Genomic DNA, 17,917 nt, shown 5'->3' with positions numbered 1-17,917 from the left:
TGCCCAGTGGTGAAATGGCTCATTTACCCTTGGACTGGAAGAAACTCCATACGAATCAAACTGGTGTTTGGCGTCCTATTACTCGCCGGACCACTCATCGCACTTCTTCATTATTATAATTATTATACTGTTCGTTTGGTTCAAAATCAGGTGTCCATCTCCAACCATAACATGATCTCCTTGTATATGAACCAAATTGACAAGGGACTGGACACCGTCGATCAATACCTGCTTAGTTTGGCAACATCCAATGATGACGTCCGGATTCTGGGAGACTCAGCTTCAGATGATGAATATCGTCTAACACAGATTTGGCTGAGCAATAAATTAAACACAGATTTGCTTATGTATAAAACTGTAGCCAATTCCATGTTTGTTTATTCCCTCTCCCGCAAGGAGGTAACCGATGCAATTGTGGGGGTAAGTGATCAGGAGTATACAAGGGTATCCAGGTATATTCGGGATGAGTTGTTTGCCATCCCGCCAGAAAGAGAATTAACCGAGGGATGGTTTGTCAGGGATATTGAAGGGAACCATTATCTGTTTCGAATCTATCGTGCCGAGAATGCCTGGGTCGGCGCTTGGGTAAATCTCATTACGTTGAAGACACCATTAACTCTCGTTCATCTCGGAGTCGAAGGGACTTCCATGTTCCTGGACGACAGTAATCGACCGCTATCGGATGTGAATTATCTCGAGTCACACGGAATTGAGTTGAACTCGCAGCAACAGGAGACAGAACTGGTCGGTACGGATGAGAAATATTTGGTGGTTTTGCAGCATTCCTCCAAAGGGAATTTCAGTCTGGCTGCGATGATTCCGGTCGCAACGGTCCTGCAGAATCTTCCATACCTGAACCGTATTGTCATTATCATTACGATAATCAGCATTCTGCTGCTGCCCGTTTTTTTTCTGTTCCTTCGGAAGGTCGTGCTGACGCCGCTCAATCGGATTCTGTCTGCCATGAAGCGAATTGGAGACGGCAATGTGCATTCGCGGATTGAACCATATCGGACCTCGGTTGAATTCATGATCGTACACTCCACCTTCAACCGGATGATGGAACAGATGGAGGAGCTGAAGATCCATGTGTACGAAGAGCAGTTAAAAAAGCAGAAGGCGGAACTCGAGCATCTCCAATTGCAGATCAATCCGCATTTCTTCATGAATACCTTGAACTTAATTTATAGCCTAGCCTTGGACAAAGATTACGAATTGATCAAGGAAATGACCCTTCGTCTGGTCCGTTATTTCCGCTATATGTTCCGTAGCAATTTAACCTTTGTGCCGCTGAAGGACGAGTTGGAGCACGTCCGTAACTACATCGGAATTCATGAATTGAGATATCAGCAGAAACTGGACTGCCAAATTGAAGCGCCTGACCAGCTTATGCAGGTCCCTGTTCCACCGCTCTTGATTCAATCCTTTGTGGCGAACACTCTTAAACATGCTTATACCGTCTCGGAAACGGCTCCTGTCCTTGAGGTTCAGGTATGTGTGGATGAATCCGAAGCCATCCCTTATATGTTGATATCCGTTAAGGATGAAGGAATTGGTTTCAAGGATGATGTGCTTGAACTTCTTAACGCTGGTGAACGAATCGTGGATGAACAAGGCGAGCATATCGGGATTTGGAATAGCTGGCATCGTCTGCGTCTTTTGTACGGTAGCGAGGCGTCCATTGTCTTCTCGAACGAAGTACCGCATGGAGCCTTGGTACGTCTTAAGATTCCTCTTCATACGAACAAATAATTAGAGGGAGGTAAGCCTAGTGAAACAACTTTTGATCGTGGACGATGAACCGCTGGCCATTCGAAGTGTTATCAATTCCGTCGATTGGAAGAGCATCGGGATCACCGAGGTGTTCACCGCAAACAATGCGAATCAAGCGAAGGATATCTATGCAAAGCACGTCATTGACGTCATGCTCTGCGACATTGAGATGCCGCACGAGAACGGCATCGAACTGCTTGCTTGGGTTCGGGAGCATTCGCCGACCACGGAATCGATCTTCCTGACCTGTCATGCCGATTTCTCCTTTGCGAAGAAGGCGATCCAGTTGGGGAGCCTAGATTATCTGCTCAAGCCGATTCCTCCGGAAGAATTGGAGGCAGCTATACGCAAGGCTGTCCAGCAAATAACGGCGGTGCATGAGCTCCAGCAACAGAGTCAATCGTGGGTAAAGCACCACCCACTGTTCATTGAGAGGTTCTGGTCTGATATTCTTACTCGAACCATCCCTTCCGCTTCTTCTGCAATCAAATCCGCGGCAGTGGAGAGAAATATCTACATTCCGGAGGATATGCAGGTGCTTCCGGTACTGATTCAAGTACGTCGTTGGCATAAGCCTCTCAGTCACCGTGACGAGAAAATCATGGAATTTGCACTAATGAATGCTTTCAGAGAGACGGTTGAAGGCTGCGGCAATAATGTGGGAACCGTTCCTGTAGAGCAGGGGCAATTGCTTGCCATTCTTTCGGAGGTGAAGGCGGACAATAAGTCCATTAAAGCGGCTATGGAGTCCTATATCGCGGCATGCCGTAAATTCTTTTATTGCGACATGACCTGTTATATCGGAATTTCTGCTCCTCTATACGAACTTCCAGAGATCAAAAAGCGTCTGTCCGAATTAGCTATGAATAATATTGCCTCCGATAACCAGGTCCTCCTCTTGCAGGATAACGGTCCTACCCGACGGGAGCTGCAACTTCCTGATATGAAGGTCTGGCAGTTCATGATTCAGGAAGGCCTTCAGAATAAGCTTCTTCGCGAGGTTGATGACTATCTGGAGAAGTTGAATTCTACGTCCGGGCTATCGGCTCGGGCATTGCATCAGTTCGTACAGAATTTCCACCAGATCGTATATTCCATCCTCCATGATAAGGGTATACAGGCTCATGAGCTGTTCCAGGACTCGACCTCCATTGAATTATCGGAACGCGCTATCGGCAGTGTGACGGATCTAAAGGAATGGACCCATCATTTGATTTGTAAAGCACTTGGCTATGTAGCGGAGCTGGAAGACGGAGGCTCCATAGTCAACAAAGTCAAATCATATATTTCAAAAAATTTGGAACAGGAGCTGAATCGGGAAAGTATCGCGAGCCAGTTCTTCCTCCATCCCGACTACATTAACCGTATGTTCAAGAAGGAGACTGGCCTATCCATGACGGAGTATCTGCTTAAAGAGCGGATGTTTCTAGCCACGGAGTTGCTGGTGAAAACGGAGCTACCCGTAACTACGGTTGCAGCCAACATCGGATATACGAATCTATCTCATTTTGCCAAAATATTCCGTAACCATATCGGCATGAATCCAAACGAATACCGTAAGCAGAGAATGGACAACGAAGATCGGTAAGTCGAAAAAGTGTTGTCCATTAGTCGAAGTTCGAGCGGTCTACCGGATGTAAGCGCTGTATGATGGGATCAGAAACAATACTAATTGTTTATGGGGGTATGGTAAATGAGTAAACGAAGAAAATTAGCGGGGATTGTTATTGCTGCGACTACATTAATGGTATCCGCTTGCGGCTCCAATAATGCTGCTGACAACAAGAACACTGGCAACACTACGGCGTCCAATTCGCCTGCAACACAAACGGGTTCCGAAAAAGCGTATGAATTGGTGATGGGTTTTCCTATGCTGGGTAATGTACCTAAAGACATCGGAGAAGTAGAAGCGGCTATTAACAAGATCACCTTACCGAAAATAAACGCAACGGTGAAGCTGATGGCCATCCCGTTCGGTCAGTGGAGTCAGCAAGCCAACTTGACACTTGCAAGTAACGAAAAGCTTGATTTGATGTTGACAGATTTCGCAAGCTACAGCGCTGCTGTGGCCAAGAAGCAATATCTGGATATGAACGATCTGTTGGATCAATACGGAGGCGGAATCAAAGCGTCCCTAGGCGATAAACTGCAAGCCGCCAAAATTAACGGAAAAGTTTACGCGACGCCAGCTAACGGATTTACCGAAGGCGGTACAGCGATTGTAATGCGCAAGGATATGGTGGATAAGCTCGGCATCGATCTTAGCAAAGTTAAAACGACAAATGATTTGGATCGAGTCTTTCAAACCGTGAAAGAGAAAGCTCCAGACATTGTTCCACTGGCCGCTTCCAATAATCCAGATGGCATGCCGATGACAGCGCTGATCGATTCGCTGGAATATGACTCACTAACCGATGGTTTGGGGGTTCTAATGACCGGAGACAGCGCGATGAAAGTTGTCAATCTTTATGAAACGACTCCATATAAGGACGCACTCAAAAAAATACGCGAATGGTATAATGCCGGTTATTTGCCGAAGGACGCTGCAACGACGAAAACGTTACCGAACGATATGCTGAGATCGGGGAAGGCATTTTCCTCCATTACGGGGGATGGTCCAACTGCGGAGGACAAGGAAACGGCAAATTCGGGTACCCCAATGGTCAAGGTCTCCCTTCAGAAGCCTATGTTCACAACTCAGAATGTGCTGGGCTTAATGTGGGCCATTCCGGCGAACAATTCCAAAAATCCGAAGAAAGCAATGGAGTTCCTGAACCTGACCTATTCGGACAAAGATATTATTAATTTGATCAACTACGGCGTTGAAGGCAAGCATTACACGAAGAAAAGCGACAATGTCATCGCGCCTGTGTCTGGTGATAACGGATACGTGGTACGCCAAAGCTTTATGTTTGGTGATCCGCATCTGACCTATCTACTGGAAGGCGATAGTACGAAAGGCCGGGATGATGAAAAGGCATTTGCGGCTGGGATGGTAAAATCCAAGGCGCTGGGCTTCATCCCGAACATGGAATCTCTCAAGTCGGAGGTTTCTGCAGTCAAAAACGTGATTACGCAATATAAAGTGGCGCTAGAAACCGGAAGTGTAGATCCGGACAATACACTTCCGCAATTCAACCAGAAACTAAAAGCAGCCGGCTTGGATAAAATCATTGCCGAGAAGCAGAAGCAACTCGATGCCTGGGTAGCCGCGAACCCGAAATAATCCAAAACTTCAAGTGAACTGACTCCATGGAGTCAGTTCTTTTTTCGTTCATCCAATCAGAACGAGTCGAAAATATGTTGTTACCAAGTCGAACCCGCGGTAGTGAGGGACGCCGTTAAATTTTATGATAAGGATAGATCAAGCGATCACACTACGTACATCCCGAAAGGAGTTCCCTTATGACGTCCAAATCTCTCACATCGCCTGTGGGCGAAAAGCCGCATGCAGCGCGCAGAACACGCAGAAGCTTAAGGCCTTATCTCCCAATTCTGGTCATGATGATGCCAGGCATGATTTATCTGCTGATCAATAACTATTTGCCCATGTTCGGCCTAGTGATTGCTTTCAAAAATATCGACTACTCCAAGGGTATTCTGGGCAGTGACTGGAATGGACTGACCAACTTTAAGTTTCTGTTCCAAACGTCAGACGCTTACATCATTACACGTAACACCCTGCTGTATAACGGTGTCTTTATCATTCTTGGCATGATCTTCTCCGTAGGCCTCGCCATTCTGTTGAATGAAGTTAAGAACCGGTTCATGTCCAGACTATATCAGAGTATTGTACTGCTGCCATTTCTGATATCTATGGTCATTGTAAGTTATCTAGTGTTCGCTTTCTTGGGCGATACACAAGGCTACATTAACAAGACGCTGCTACCGATGCTCGGCTTGGATACGATATCCTTCTATCAGGACCCGAAATATTGGCCATATATCCTGACTCTCGTGAACATATGGAAGACCGTAGGCTACAGCTGTATCATTTATTTGGCAACTATTATAGGAATCGACCCGGAATATTATGAAGCGGCAACCTTAGATGGGGCAAACAAATGGCAGCAGATCCGAACCATCACTCTACCCTTACTCACACCCATAATCATCATCATGACGCTAATGGCGGTGGGAAGGATTTTCTATTCCGATTTCGGTTTGTTCTACCAGGTGCCTATGAATTCGGGAATGCTTTATGACACCACGAACGTCATCGACACTTATGTATTCAGAGGATTGCTGCAGAGCAACGATATTGCCATGTCATCCGCAGCTGGATTCTATCAGTCGGTGGTCGGACTTATCTTGGTAGTTCTGGCCAACTATGCAGTCCGTAAGTTCAGCAAAGACAACGCCCTATTCTAAGACGAGGTGAATCCCGTGAATAATGATAAAAAGTTAGGGCAATGGATTTCCCATATCGCTCTGTCACTCTTCTGCATCTTGTGTCTCATTCCCTTTCTGCTCCTGATCATAGCGTCCTTTACATCTGAGGACACCATTCTGAAGGACGGCTATTCCTTCTTTCCAAGATATTTTAGTCTTGACGCGTATCGTTATCTGTCAGGCAATCTGGCTTTGATCGGCCGGGCATACGGCATCACAGTCTTGGTCACGGTAATCGGAACAACTGTCAGCTTGTTCATGACAGCTATGCTTGGGTATGCATTATCTAAGAAAGACATGCCAGGTCATAAGATTTTTTCTTTCATCGTCTTTTTCACCTTGCTTTTCAACGGAGGACTAGTGCCGACCTATCTGATTTACACCCAGGTCTTCATGATCAAAAATACAATTTGGGCATTAATCGTACCCGGTCTGCTCATGAACGGATTCAATGTTTTGCTCGCCCGTTCCTACTTCATCATGACGGTTCCAGCTCCTGTTCTAGAGTCTGCCAAGATAGACGGGGCGGGGGAATACCGAACCTTCTTCCAGATCGTATTGCCGCTCTCCTTGCCTATAATGGCGACAATCGGCTTAACTGTGGGAATTTTCTACTGGAACGACTGGAACAACGGCTTAATTTACATCACAAATCCGAAGTTATACAGCATTCAGAACCTGTTAAACCAGATTATGCAAAATATTGACGCGCTTAAAAATTCCAACACTGCTTACGGATCTGCCAGAATTGTGGATCTTCCTGGTGAAACGGTACGTATGGCTATCGCTGTTATCGGCATTATTCCGATTCTGGTTGCGTATCCGTTCTTCCAGCGCTACTTCGTGAAGGGAATCGCTGTAGGAGCCGTGAAAGGTTAATTTTTAAGAGCTAAGGAGGAAATTATATGTTGAAGTTTCCAGAACGATTCCTGTGGGGATCGGCTACATCAGCGCACCAAGTGGAGGGCAACAATATCAATTCTGACGTGTGGTCGGAAGAATATGCAGACGGCTCGCCTTACGCGGACAAATCGGGTGATGGCGTGGATCATTACCGTCAGTATCGCACGGATATTGCCTTGATGGCCAAGTTAGGATTGAAGGCGTACCGATTTAGTATCGAATGGGCGCGGATAGAACCGGAGAAGGGTTTCTTCTCCCGATCCGAACTGGAGCATTACCGAGATGTGCTGTATGCATGCTACGAATATGGGATTACTCCCATGGTTACTATGCATCACTTCACCTCGCCACGCTGGCTGATGCGAGACGGAGGATGGTCCAATCCAGAGGTGTCTGGTCTGTTCGCACGATATTGCGAATATGTGTTTCAGGAGTTGGGAGATCTGATCCCTTACGCCCTTACTTTGAACGAAGTTAACCTTCCTATCATGCTTCGAGAGATGTTCATTAACTTTGATTTCATGCCTCCGATCGGCATCGATGCTAAGTCATGGACCGCTCCCGGCTGGCGGGAATCGGCAGCACGAATGTGCGGAGCGGATATCGAGCACTACTTTACGTTCCACATGGCCTCCGATGAAGAGTCTCTGCAGCATGTGAAGGATTCGCATGTGAAGGCTCGTGAGGTCATACGACGATGCAGCCCTTCGACTAAAGTCGGATTGTCACTGGCGCTGCCGGATGTGCAGGCGATTGCGGGAGGAGAAGAGAACGCAGAAAAGGTCTGGCATTCTTACTACCGCCAGTTTCTCCCGATTCTTCAGGAAGATGATTATTTGGGGATTCAGAATTATACGAGGGAGCGTTATGGACCAGATGGGCAGATGAAGCCGCCGGATGGAGCCGAGCTAACCTCTATGGGTTCGGAATTTTATCCGGAGGGACTAGAAGGTGCCGTCCGTAAGGCAGCAATCGATTGGAAACGGCCAATCATCATTACGGAGCATGGGATCGCCACGGAGGATGATTTGCAGAGGTGTCACTATATCCGGCGTGGATTGGAAGGTCTTCATGCTGCAATTTCGGACGGCATCTCGGTTGAGGGCTACTTGTACTGGTCAACCTTTGATAACTTTGAATGGATCTTCGGTTATTCCAGCCGCTTTGGCATCATCGGCGTAGATCGAACAACCATGGAACGGCATGTAAAAATGAGCGGCAAATTAATAGGTGAGATCGCACAAACGAACGGTTTATGACCTAAAAGGAGACTAAGACGATGAAAATCACGCAGATGAAGACGAACCGGATAGATAATCCGTTGGGGTTTGATCTAGGGAAACCGAGATTGTCTTATAAGGTAATTGAAACAGTGGCGACCAAGCAAGCAGCTGCTCAAATACAAGTTTTTTCGGATGAAAAAGGCGAACAGCTCATATTTGATACGGGCCGAAGCGAACAGATCGACAGCCTCGCCTTTGAGTTGCCCATCCTGCTGAAGCCGAGAACGCGCTATTATTGGCGCGTAACGGTATGGGCGGATAATGGCGAAACTGCGACTAGCGAAACAGTATGGTTCGAAACAGGGAAGCTGGAGGAGAAATGGAAAGCGACGTGGATCACGCCTGAGTTGGAGCCGGACATTCATCCCATTTTGTCCAAGAATTTCTCCGTCGACAGTGAGGTGAGGAGCGCTAGGGCTTATGTATGCGGTTTGGGTTTGTATGAAATGGAACTTAACGGTCGGAAGGCTGGAAACGAGTTCTTGACCCCAAATTTTAATGCCTATGATAAGTGGCTTCAGGTTCAAACCTACGATCTAACGGATTTGATTGAACTTGGCCCCAATCTGGTGGAGTTAACCTTAGGCAACGGTTTGTATAAGGGGCGGTTTGGCTTTGATGGCGGAGAGAGCAATTTCTATGGCGATCGTTACGCCGCGCTATGTGAGATCGTGATCACCTATATGGACGGTACAATTACAACTGTTCTAACCGACGAGACTTGGCAAGCTCGGCGGAGCTCCATTATGGCCAGCAGTTTATATGACGGAGAAGTTTTCGATGCAACGTTCGAGGACATGTCCCGGAATGGGGTAACCGTGGCGGATCTTGGATATGACAAGTTGAAGTCTCGTCTAAGTCCGCCAGTGGTCATCCAAGAGCGACTAAAGCCAGTGGAAGTGATCAAAACGCCGGCAGGCGAAACGGTATTGGATCTCGGTCAAAATATGGTCGGCTGGATCGAATTCACGAATCGCGCTCCTCAAGGAACGGAGATTGTGCTGCAGTATGGGGAACTGCTGCAAGACGGAAATTTCTACCGTGACAATCTGGGTACCGCGAAGGCGGAATACCGATATATTTCGAACGGGTCCGTGAGTATGGTGAGACCGCACTTTACGTTCTACGGCTTCCGATACGTTAAAGTTTCTGGCTGGTGCGGAGATCTGGATTCGGAGGATTTCACGGGCTGCGTACTTTATTCAGACATAGAGGTTACAGGCAACATCGAAACCAGCAATCCCTTAGTGAACCGTTTGTTCCAGAATGCGATGTGGGGACAGAAGGGGAACTTCCTTGACGTGCCGACAGACTGTCCGCAGCGAGACGAGCGAATGGGCTGGACAGGGGATGCCCAAGTATTTGCGGGTACAGCCTCCTTCAATATGGATACGTACGCGTTCTTTAGTAAATACGGCTATGATCTTTGGAAAGAACAGGAAGCCGCTGATGGACGGGTTCCAATGGTGGTGCCGGCCTTCAATTTAAAAGGTGGTGGTTCCAGCGCATGGGGAGACGCCGCTACCATTATTCCATGGACGGTCTACCTGCATTATGGAGATAAGGCGATCCTTGAGCAACAGTTCGACAGCATGAAGTCATGGGTGGACTATATCAAGAAAGCAGACGACGAGTCGGGATCCAGGCGGCTGTGGACGGTGGGCTTCCATTTTGGCGATTGGCTGGCTTTGGACGGGGAAGATCCGAGCATGCCGTCTGGCGGCACGGACACCGCGTTTATCGCCTCAGCTTATTACTGTTATTCTTCTGGTATCGTTGCAAAGGCCGCTAGGGTACTCGGCAAGGAGGAATTGGCGAAGGACTACGAGGCGCTGTCCAACCAAGTGAGGGAAGCTATCCGGATGGAGTATTTCACACCTACCGGAAGGCTTGCACTGAATAACCAGACTGCTCTGGTCCTTGCTCTCTTCATGGACCTGGCACCGGAGCGGGACAGGAGGCGGGTGGCGAAGGATCTGAGAGATCGACTGAGGAAGGACAATAACCATCTCAAGACCGGCTTTGTCGGCACACCGTATCTGTGCAGAGTGCTGTCCGATTCCGGCCATCATGACCTGGCCTACACGTTGCTTCTAAACAAGGATTACCCAAGCTGGCTGTATGCGGTTAAACTGGGCGCCACGACCATCTGGGAACGGTGGAACTCCGTTCTGCCGGACGGACGGATTAGCGGCTCGCATATGAATTCGCTGAACCACTACGCATATGGTTCCATTCTGGAGTGGATGTACCGGCACATGGCTGGAATCAATCCGATTGAGGAACAACCGGGCTTCAAGCAGGTTCGGATGGCTCCTCAGCCCGATTATCGCTTGGAGTTCGTCAAAGCGAGCTTGAACTCGGCCGCGGGACGGTATGAAAGCGAATGGAGGCTGAAGGAAGACGGAGGACTTTGGTTCCGCTTTGCGATTCCTTTCGATGCGACAGCGACGGTGGAATTGCCGGATGCGATAATAGAGAATGTAGCGGCTAACGGCAAGTCTTTGAAGGATGCGGGTCTACCCTCGGAGCAGGATGGGTCGGCGGTACATGTACGTCTTACAAGCGGTACTTATGAATTCGAGTATACGCCGAGTGTAGATTATATCAAGCGATGCAGTGTTGACATGCCCTTAAATGATTTACTGAAGCAGGATGAGGCTCGAGCAGTTATTACGAACGTGTATCCTCACCTTGCCGATATTTCACCTAATTTGGGAATAAAGTCTATGCCAGAGCTGATTCACATGCCCTTCCTTAAACTGACTGCCGAGACGATCGAAGCAATGGGGCCGAAGCTGCAGCAGATTAAGTTAAGCGTCCAATAAAGAGAAATAATTATTTTTTCATCAAAAAATCAATGTCGATAGGAGTGTTGTTCAATGGAACTCGTGTTTCCGAAAGACTTTATTTTTGGATCGGCTACTGCAGCCTATCAGGTTGAGGGTAATAACGTAAACAGTGATTTCTGGGCTGAGGAACAGGCAGAAGGGTCTCCGTATGCTGATAAATCAGGGGATGCCATCGATCATTATCGTCTTTATAGAGAAGATATCGCTTTAATGGCAAGCTTGGGGCTCAAGGCTTACCGGTTCTCCATCGAATGGGCAAGAGTAGAGCCTGCACCAGGACAATACTCCAATTCAGCGATCGCGCATTATCGAGATGTGCTTGCAGCTTGCTACGAGCATGGTTTGGTGCCGGTGGTTGCTATGCATCATTTCTCATCACCTCAATGGATAATGAGACTAGGTGGGTGGGCCAGCCCAGAAATCCCACAATTGTTCTCCCGGTATTGCGAGTTTGTGTTCCAAGAATTGGGATCGTTGATTCCGTACGTGTTAACGTTTAATGAAATCAATTTGCCCACCATGCTGCGCGAAATCTTCTCGAAGATCGGAATCGTCCCGCCAGTCGGGATTGACGCCGCGGCTTGGGCGGCGCCCAAATGGAGAGAATCAGCTGCCTTGTTGTGTGGAGCGGCGCCGAATCAATACGTGACTTTCCATATGATTTCGGATGAGGTGACGATCGGGCTCCTTAAGGAAACACACAGCATGGCAAGGGAAACGATTAAGCGTCTTTCGCCTGCTACCAAGGTTGGCCTATCGATGGCCTTGTCTGATGTGCAGTCGATTCCGGGCGGAGAAGGCATGGCCGAAGCGAAATGGCAGCTCGTCTTTGGTCAATTCGTGTCCATGGTAGAAGGGGACGATTTCTTCGGCCTTCAGAATTATACGAGAGAAGTCTACGGACCTGAGGGTCAAGTTAGACCTGCCGAAAGCGCCGAGTTGACACAGATGAAATACGAATATTACCCGGAAGCATTGGGGCAGGTTGTACGCAAAGTTGCACGAACACTGTCGCTCCCTATTTTTGTAACAGAGCACGGCGTTGCGACGGATGACGACGACAGGCGCGTCGAGTTTATTCGCAAGGGACTGCAAGGGCTACATTCCTGTATCGAAGAAGGGATCGATGTGAGAGGGTATTTGCACTGGTCGACCTTTGACAACTTCGAATGGAATTCCGGTTACGGCATGAAGTTCGGACTGATCGCGGTAGATCGGAATACGCAGGAACGGAAAGTGAAAAAGAGCGCGCAATATTTGGGAAGCATCGCTCAAACGAATTCAATGATTTAATGATGGAAGCATGATATCGATAGAGATTCCCAAAGGTGTGAATGTATGATAATTCGATCAAAAGTTAGACCCCAGTTATTACTGTGGGTCTATTTTGCTATGAAATAAAATGGTGAGCACATCTTCCGACGTTATTCATCAAATTTATATATAATGATTTGTAATACTATGGATGGTACTGTAAAAGAAAAATCATCTTATAATCGTCTACTTTTCTTAGATTATTGGAATTATCATAACGCTTACATTGTTTTATGATAAGGGTGTAAACATAAAGCACATCAAAATGGAGGTCATATACAATGAAGAAAGCGTTAACAACGGTAGTTATGTCATCAGTTTTGCTAGCTTCTGCAGTGGGGTGTTCATCCACGAGTAGCGAAACCAAAAATACTACAGGAACGACAGCTCCTGTAGCATCAGAAAAAAGCTCTGCAACAACGGCTCCGGCAGCTACAAAGAAAAAACTAAAACTTTGGTTCTATTTTGAAGGAAAAGAACGTTTCGACAAAATTTCAACATTGACTCAAGGCTATGCAAAGGTAGATCCGAATGTGGAAGTCGTGCCTGAGTTCATCCCATTCGCTGAATTTAAGAAACGTCTGTCTGTTGGATTAGCAGCGCAGGATCTCCCAGATATCGTGGTGATTGATAATCCAGATCATGCCGCATATGCTGCAATGGGACTATTCGCTGACATCACGGACAAGATTAAAGATTGGCCGGATAAAGACCAATTTTATGAAGGACCATGGAAATCAGCTACACTGAACGGCAAAGTTTATGGAATCCCATTAGGCAGTAACAACTTGGCTTTGTACTATAACAAAACGATGCTAGATGGTGCAGGCGTTCAGCCGCCAAAAACGTGGGATGAGTTACGTGATGCTTCCAAAAAGCTTTCAAAAGGTGACGTGAAAGGGTTAGGATTCAGTGGCTTAGGTAATGAAGAAGGTACGTTCCAATTCCTTCCATGGCTGCTTGCTGCAGGTGCTTCTTTTGATAAAGTCGATAGTCCACAAGGCATTAAAGCTTACAGCTTCTTAGCAGACTTAGTGAAAGATCAATCGGTTAGTAAAGAAGTACTCAACTGGACACAGGCAGATGTTATGAAGCAATTCGCAGCTGGTAAAGTTGCCATGATGGTCAATGGACCTTGGCAAATCCCTGAGTTGAAAACGAGTGCGCCAGATCTGAAGTACGGAGTTGTTCTTCTTCCAAAAGGCGAAAAGAACGCTTCCGTTCTTGGCGGCGAGAACTTAGGGGTTGTCAATGGTAAGAATGTGGATGATGCTGTGAAATTCATTAAGTATGTGGCAAGCCCAGATGTCATCAAGCCATTTGCTCAAAGTTTCGGTTACTTCCCATCACGTAAAGATGTCGCTACAGATAAGTTCTGGACGGAGGATCCTGTTCTCAAAGTATTTAATGAAGAAATGCAGTATGCGCAACCTCGCGGCCCGCATGCGAAATGGCCGGAAATATCCAATGCTCTTTCTTCCGCTCTTCAGCAAACGTTGACGTTGAACAAAACGCCAGAAGTTGCAGCAAAAGAAGCGCAGGATAAAATTAGTGCGGCATTAAAATAGGTTAACTCTTTATTGTTGGAGTACAAAGTAAATTTGTGCTCCAACAATTTTTTAGAAAGGTGGTGGGTCACATCAATGAAATTAACAGATCGGTTTTATAGCAATGCCTTTATTTTACCAGCGCTTATTTATCTGCTTGTGATGGTTGGATATCCGATGTTCGAAAATATTCGTTTAAGTTTTTATGATGTTAACGTTATGAATATCGCAAGTTCACCTTCATTTATTGGATTCGCTAACTACAAGCTTATTATTAAAGACCCTATATTTCTAAAGTCCACGTATAATACGCTAGTCTATACTGTGCTTTGTATTCTTTTCCAATTTATTATCGGTTTTGCATTAGCGCTCTTGTTCAGTCAAAAATTTTCAATGGCCGAACGTCTTCGAGGGTTAGTTATGATTAGTTGGCTCATGCCGATTACAGTAACGGGGTTAATGTTTAAATTTATTTTCGGATTAAACGGCGGAATCCTAAATGAAATATTGTTGAATATGCATGTGATCAAGCAACCAGTGGAGTGGCTTGTCAATCCTTCTAATTCCTTGTGGGCTGTTATTATTGCGAATACGTGGATCGGTGTTCCCTTCAATATGATATTGATTACCACGGGTTTAACCACGATTCCGAAGGATATCTATGAGAGTGCTTCGATTGATGGTGCGAATGCTTTTAATAAGTTTTTCAAAATTACATTGCCTTTATTGAAACCCGCCATTACTTCATTACTTATTCTAGGTTTTATTTATACCTTCAAAGTGTTTGATCTTATTGTGATTATGACAAATGGTGGTCCAATCAATGCGACGGAAATGTTGTCGACTTTTTCCTATAAGCTCTCTTTTGTTGAGTACAAGTTCAGTCAAGGCGCTACGGTTGCCAATGTTTTGTTTGTCATTCTATTTATTGTAAGCCTAGGTTATCTAAGATTGGTCAGTAAGGAAGAGGTGATGTAGCGTGCAATTTCATACCCCAGCAGAGCGAAGAACGAATCGAACTCTGAATCTAGCTGCACTGCTGTTTACCTGTGTATTCCTCTTCCCACTCTATTGGATGATCGTGACGTCTTTGAAGCCTGAGTCAGATATTTTTTTAGCGCATCCCACGTTTTTGCCTGAGCATTTTCAATGGGAATCCTATACGAATCAGCTCTTCGGGGCAGATAATAATATCTTGCGATCTTTTATGAATAGCGCAATCATTTCGGTCGCAACGATGATCATATCTACGGTGCTTGCGATTCCAGCAGCCTATGGTTTGGCAAGATTCAAGACACCTTGGAAAAAAGTTTTTATTCTTTTATTTCTTGTTACACAAATGTTGCCATCTTCCTTAATTTTAACACCATTATTTATTCAATTTAAAAATTTACACATTTTAAATACATACTGGGCACCGATTCTTGCCGATGCAACGATTGGAATTCCATTCTCTGTCATGATCCTTCGGACATACTTTATTTCCTTACCGAAGGAATTAGAGGACTCTGCAAAGATTGACGGATGTAACACATTCACCACTTTCTTGCGTATCATGCTCCCAATAGCGATTCCTGGCGTTGTCGTTGCTGCCGTATTTTCGTTTTTATATGCATGGGGGGACCTTATCTATGCACTTACGTTTACAAGTAAACCTGAAATGAGACCTGTGACAGCGGGCATATATAACTTCCTTGGCTATCAAGGGATTTCATGGAATAACATCATGGCATTCGGTGTCGTTTCCGTTTTACCTGTCATTCTAATTTTTATCTTTATTCAAAAATATATTGTAAGCGGCTTAACGAATGGTGCAGTTAAAGGTTAGAGAGAGCGGATAAAGGAGTAGAGACATAGATGCAATCACTTAAATGGCAAGTTGCGAAAGCATTACCTATAAAGGATGTTCGAATTCAGGATTCGTTTTGGAGCCCTTATGTGAAGTTGATTCGAGAAGTTGTCATGCCTTATCAATGGGAAGCGTTAAATGATCGGATTCCAGAAGCGGAACCGAGTCACGCCATTCTTAATTTAAAAATTGCTGCTGGAGATGAGCAAGGCGAATTCTACGGCATGGTGTTCCAAGACAGCGATGTCGCGAAATGGCTCGAGGCTGTTGGCTATTTGTTGGAAACGGGCGAGGATCCCGAATTAGAAAAGCTTGCCGATGATGTCATCGACTTGATAGGCAGAGCTCAGCGGGAAGATGGGTATTTAAATACCTATTACACGCTCAAAGAGCCTGGTCAAGAATGGACGAATTTGTGTGAGTGCCATGAGTTGTATACTGCCGGGCACTTTATCGAAGCGGCGGTTTCTTATTACAACGCCACAGGGAAAAAGAAAATTCTCGACATTGTATGTCGATTTGCAGATTATATCAATACCGTATTTGGACATGGACCCACGCAAATCAAGGGTTATGATGGTCATCAGGAAATTGAATTGGCCCTTGTGAAACTATATCGGACGACAGGAAACGAAGTATATTTAAACCTAAGCAAGTTCTTCCTAGAGGAACGTGGGCAGGGTGACTTTTATTTAGAGGAGTACGAGAAACGCGGCAAAACGAGACACTGGTATAATGCGGACATGATCAATGATAAAAAATACAGCCAGACGCATTTGCCAATTCGTGAACAGAACTCAGCAGAAGGACATGCCGTGCGCGCTGTGTATATGGCTGCTGGTATTGCCGATGTAGCCGTTGAAACCGGTGATCAAGGGATGCTGGATGCATGCCGTAAGTTGTGGAACAATATGGTCACGAAACGGATGTATATCACTGGCGGTATTGGTTCTATGGCATTCGGTGAGGCGTTTACCGTAGATTATGACCTTCCTAATGATACGGTCTATGCAGAAACTTGTGCATCCATAGGTTTAATTTTTTTCGCGCAGCGCATGCTGCAAATCGAAGCGAAGAGTGAATATGCGGATATTATGGAGCGTGCACTTTTTAACACTGTGGTCGCTGGAATGTCTCAGGACGGGAAGCAATTCTTCTACGTAAACCCACTTGAAGTATGGCCAGATGCCTGCGGGGTTAATCATAATTACGACCATGTGAAGCCTGTCAGACAAGGTTGGTTTGGTTGTGCCTGTTGCCCTCCTAATATCGCTCGATTATTAGCATCTCTTGGACAATATGTATATACGATTAAGAACGACTGCGTCTATACCCATTTATATGTTGGCGGGGATACTAAGCTTGAAGTGAAAGGCAAGCCGTTTACCTTGAAGCAGCGTTCCAACTTTCCTTGGGAAGGTAATGTTCATTTCTCCATCGAATCCGAGGAAGATATTGCGTTTACGTTGGCTTTGAGAGTACCGAATTGGAACGATCAAGCTGAATTAGTTATCAACGGGCAAGCCGTTGAATGGAAATCCACACTTGTAAACGGGTACGCTATGATTGAGCGTATATGGAAATCGGATGATCGTGTGGAATGGATGCTATCTATGCCAATTTTACGAATGAAGGGTCATCCATTGCTTCGGGAAACGATAGGAAAGGTTGCCCTGCAACGTGGGCCTTTGGTGTATTGTATGGAAGAAGCAGATAATGGCAAACACTTGCATCAAGTTCGCTTGCAAAGACAAGCACAAGTAAAAACGAGAATGGTTCCTGATCGTCTTGGGGGAATTCAAATTTTACAAGTGCCAGCCTATCGTGAGATGGATGATACATGGGGTACAGAACTTTATAAATCCGATGAGACATTGCAACAAGAACCGATCACAGTTGAATACATTCCTTATTATGCTTGGGCGAACCGTGGTGCAGGTGAAATGGTGGTTTGGGTTAGAGATTAATGAGGGAAAGGATAGATAGGGGCTAGGCAACTATCTG

At 46.0% G+C, this 17,917-nt stretch carries 12 protein-coding genes; all 12 read left to right on the top strand.

The window, feature by feature from the left end; translation table 11 throughout:
• Nucleotides 1-6 precede the first annotated feature (6 nt).
• The 12 genes from ACSQ8P_RS26200 (at nucleotide 7) to ACSQ8P_RS26145 (ending at nucleotide 17,880) form a co-directional block, all read left to right on the top strand.
• Nucleotides 7-1,752, top strand: coding sequence for a sensor histidine kinase (locus ACSQ8P_RS26200; RefSeq protein WP_436237873.1), 1,746 nt, complete (start codon nucleotides 7-9; stop codon nucleotides 1,750-1,752).
• A gap of 19 nt (nucleotides 1,753-1,771) precedes the next feature.
• Complete coding sequence (locus tag ACSQ8P_RS26195; protein ID WP_436237872.1) at nucleotides 1,772-3,361, top strand: response regulator transcription factor; 1,590 nt, start codon at nucleotides 1,772-1,774, stop codon at nucleotides 3,359-3,361.
• Between the two features lie 105 nt (nucleotides 3,362-3,466).
• Nucleotides 3,467-4,999, top strand: coding sequence for an ABC transporter substrate-binding protein (locus ACSQ8P_RS26190; RefSeq protein ID WP_436237871.1), 1,533 nt, complete (start codon nucleotides 3,467-3,469; stop codon nucleotides 4,997-4,999).
• Between the two features lie 179 nt (nucleotides 5,000-5,178).
• Nucleotides 5,179-6,144: an ABC transporter permease gene (locus ACSQ8P_RS26185; RefSeq protein WP_436237870.1), complete on the top strand. Its 966-nt coding sequence runs from the start codon at nucleotides 5,179-5,181 to the stop codon at nucleotides 6,142-6,144.
• 15 nt (nucleotides 6,145-6,159) lie between these two features.
• Nucleotides 6,160-7,044 (top strand): carbohydrate ABC transporter permease, encoded by an 885-nt coding sequence (locus tag ACSQ8P_RS26180; RefSeq protein ID WP_436237869.1) that lies wholly within the window; start codon nucleotides 6,160-6,162, stop codon nucleotides 7,042-7,044.
• 26 nt (nucleotides 7,045-7,070) lie between these two features.
• On the top strand, nucleotides 7,071-8,327 hold the full coding sequence (locus tag ACSQ8P_RS26175; protein ID WP_436237868.1) for a glycoside hydrolase family 1 protein: 1,257 nt from the start codon (nucleotides 7,071-7,073) through the stop codon (nucleotides 8,325-8,327).
• A 20-nt stretch (nucleotides 8,328-8,347) separates the two neighbouring features.
• Nucleotides 8,348-11,179 carry a family 78 glycoside hydrolase catalytic domain gene (locus ACSQ8P_RS26170; RefSeq protein ID WP_436237867.1) on the top strand — a complete coding sequence of 944 codons (2,832 nt, stop codon included), beginning with the start codon at nucleotides 8,348-8,350 and terminating at the stop codon, nucleotides 11,177-11,179.
• 54 nt (nucleotides 11,180-11,233) lie between these two features.
• Entirely contained in the window at nucleotides 11,234-12,496 is a 1,263-nt protein-coding gene (locus ACSQ8P_RS26165) for a glycoside hydrolase family 1 protein (RefSeq protein ID WP_436237866.1), read from the top strand.
• Between the two features lie 302 nt (nucleotides 12,497-12,798).
• Nucleotides 12,799-14,085: an ABC transporter substrate-binding protein gene (locus ACSQ8P_RS26160; RefSeq protein ID WP_436237865.1), complete on the top strand. Its 1,287-nt coding sequence runs from the start codon at nucleotides 12,799-12,801 to the stop codon at nucleotides 14,083-14,085.
• A 75-nt stretch (nucleotides 14,086-14,160) separates the two neighbouring features.
• Complete coding sequence (locus ACSQ8P_RS26155; protein ID WP_436237864.1) at nucleotides 14,161-15,042, top strand: carbohydrate ABC transporter permease; 882 nt, start codon at nucleotides 14,161-14,163, stop codon at nucleotides 15,040-15,042.
• A gap of 1 nt (nucleotide 15,043) precedes the next feature.
• Nucleotides 15,044-15,892, top strand: a complete 849-nt coding sequence (locus ACSQ8P_RS26150) for a carbohydrate ABC transporter permease (RefSeq protein WP_436237863.1) — start codon at nucleotides 15,044-15,046, stop codon at nucleotides 15,890-15,892.
• A 29-nt stretch (nucleotides 15,893-15,921) separates the two neighbouring features.
• The gene (locus ACSQ8P_RS26145) at nucleotides 15,922-17,880 is read left to right on the top strand and encodes a glycoside hydrolase family 127 protein (RefSeq protein ID WP_436237862.1); all 1,959 of its coding nucleotides are present in this window, start codon (nucleotides 15,922-15,924) and stop codon (nucleotides 17,878-17,880) included.
• Nucleotides 17,881-17,917: the final 37 nt, after the last annotated feature.

The organism is Paenibacillus sp. LjRoot153 (assembly GCF_964253085.1).
Classification (GTDB): domain Bacteria; phylum Bacillota; class Bacilli; order Paenibacillales; family NBRC-103111; genus Paenibacillus_E.
This window is presented reverse-complemented; position numbering and strand designations above follow the sequence as displayed.

Bases quoted from the DNA above. Each gene is read 5' to 3' on its own strand.
- ACSQ8P_RS26175 (WP_436237868.1), top strand. From the start codon at position 7,071: ATGTTGAAGTTTCCAGAACGATTCCTGTGGGGATCGGCTACATCAGCG.
- ACSQ8P_RS26160 (WP_436237865.1), top strand. From the start codon at position 12,799: ATGAAGAAAGCGTTAACAACGGTAGTTATGTCATCAGTTTTGCTAGCT.
- ACSQ8P_RS26145 (WP_436237862.1), top strand. From the start codon at position 15,922: ATGCAATCACTTAAATGGCAAGTTGCGAAAGCATTACCTATAAAGGAT.
- ACSQ8P_RS26190 (WP_436237871.1), top strand. From the start codon at position 3,467: ATGAGTAAACGAAGAAAATTAGCGGGGATTGTTATTGCTGCGACTACA.
- ACSQ8P_RS26155 (WP_436237864.1), top strand. From the start codon at position 14,161: ATGAAATTAACAGATCGGTTTTATAGCAATGCCTTTATTTTACCAGCG.
- ACSQ8P_RS26170 (WP_436237867.1), top strand. From the start codon at position 8,348: ATGAAAATCACGCAGATGAAGACGAACCGGATAGATAATCCGTTGGGG.
- ACSQ8P_RS26165 (WP_436237866.1), top strand. From the start codon at position 11,234: ATGGAACTCGTGTTTCCGAAAGACTTTATTTTTGGATCGGCTACTGCA.
- ACSQ8P_RS26185 (WP_436237870.1), top strand. From the start codon at position 5,179: ATGACGTCCAAATCTCTCACATCGCCTGTGGGCGAAAAGCCGCATGCA.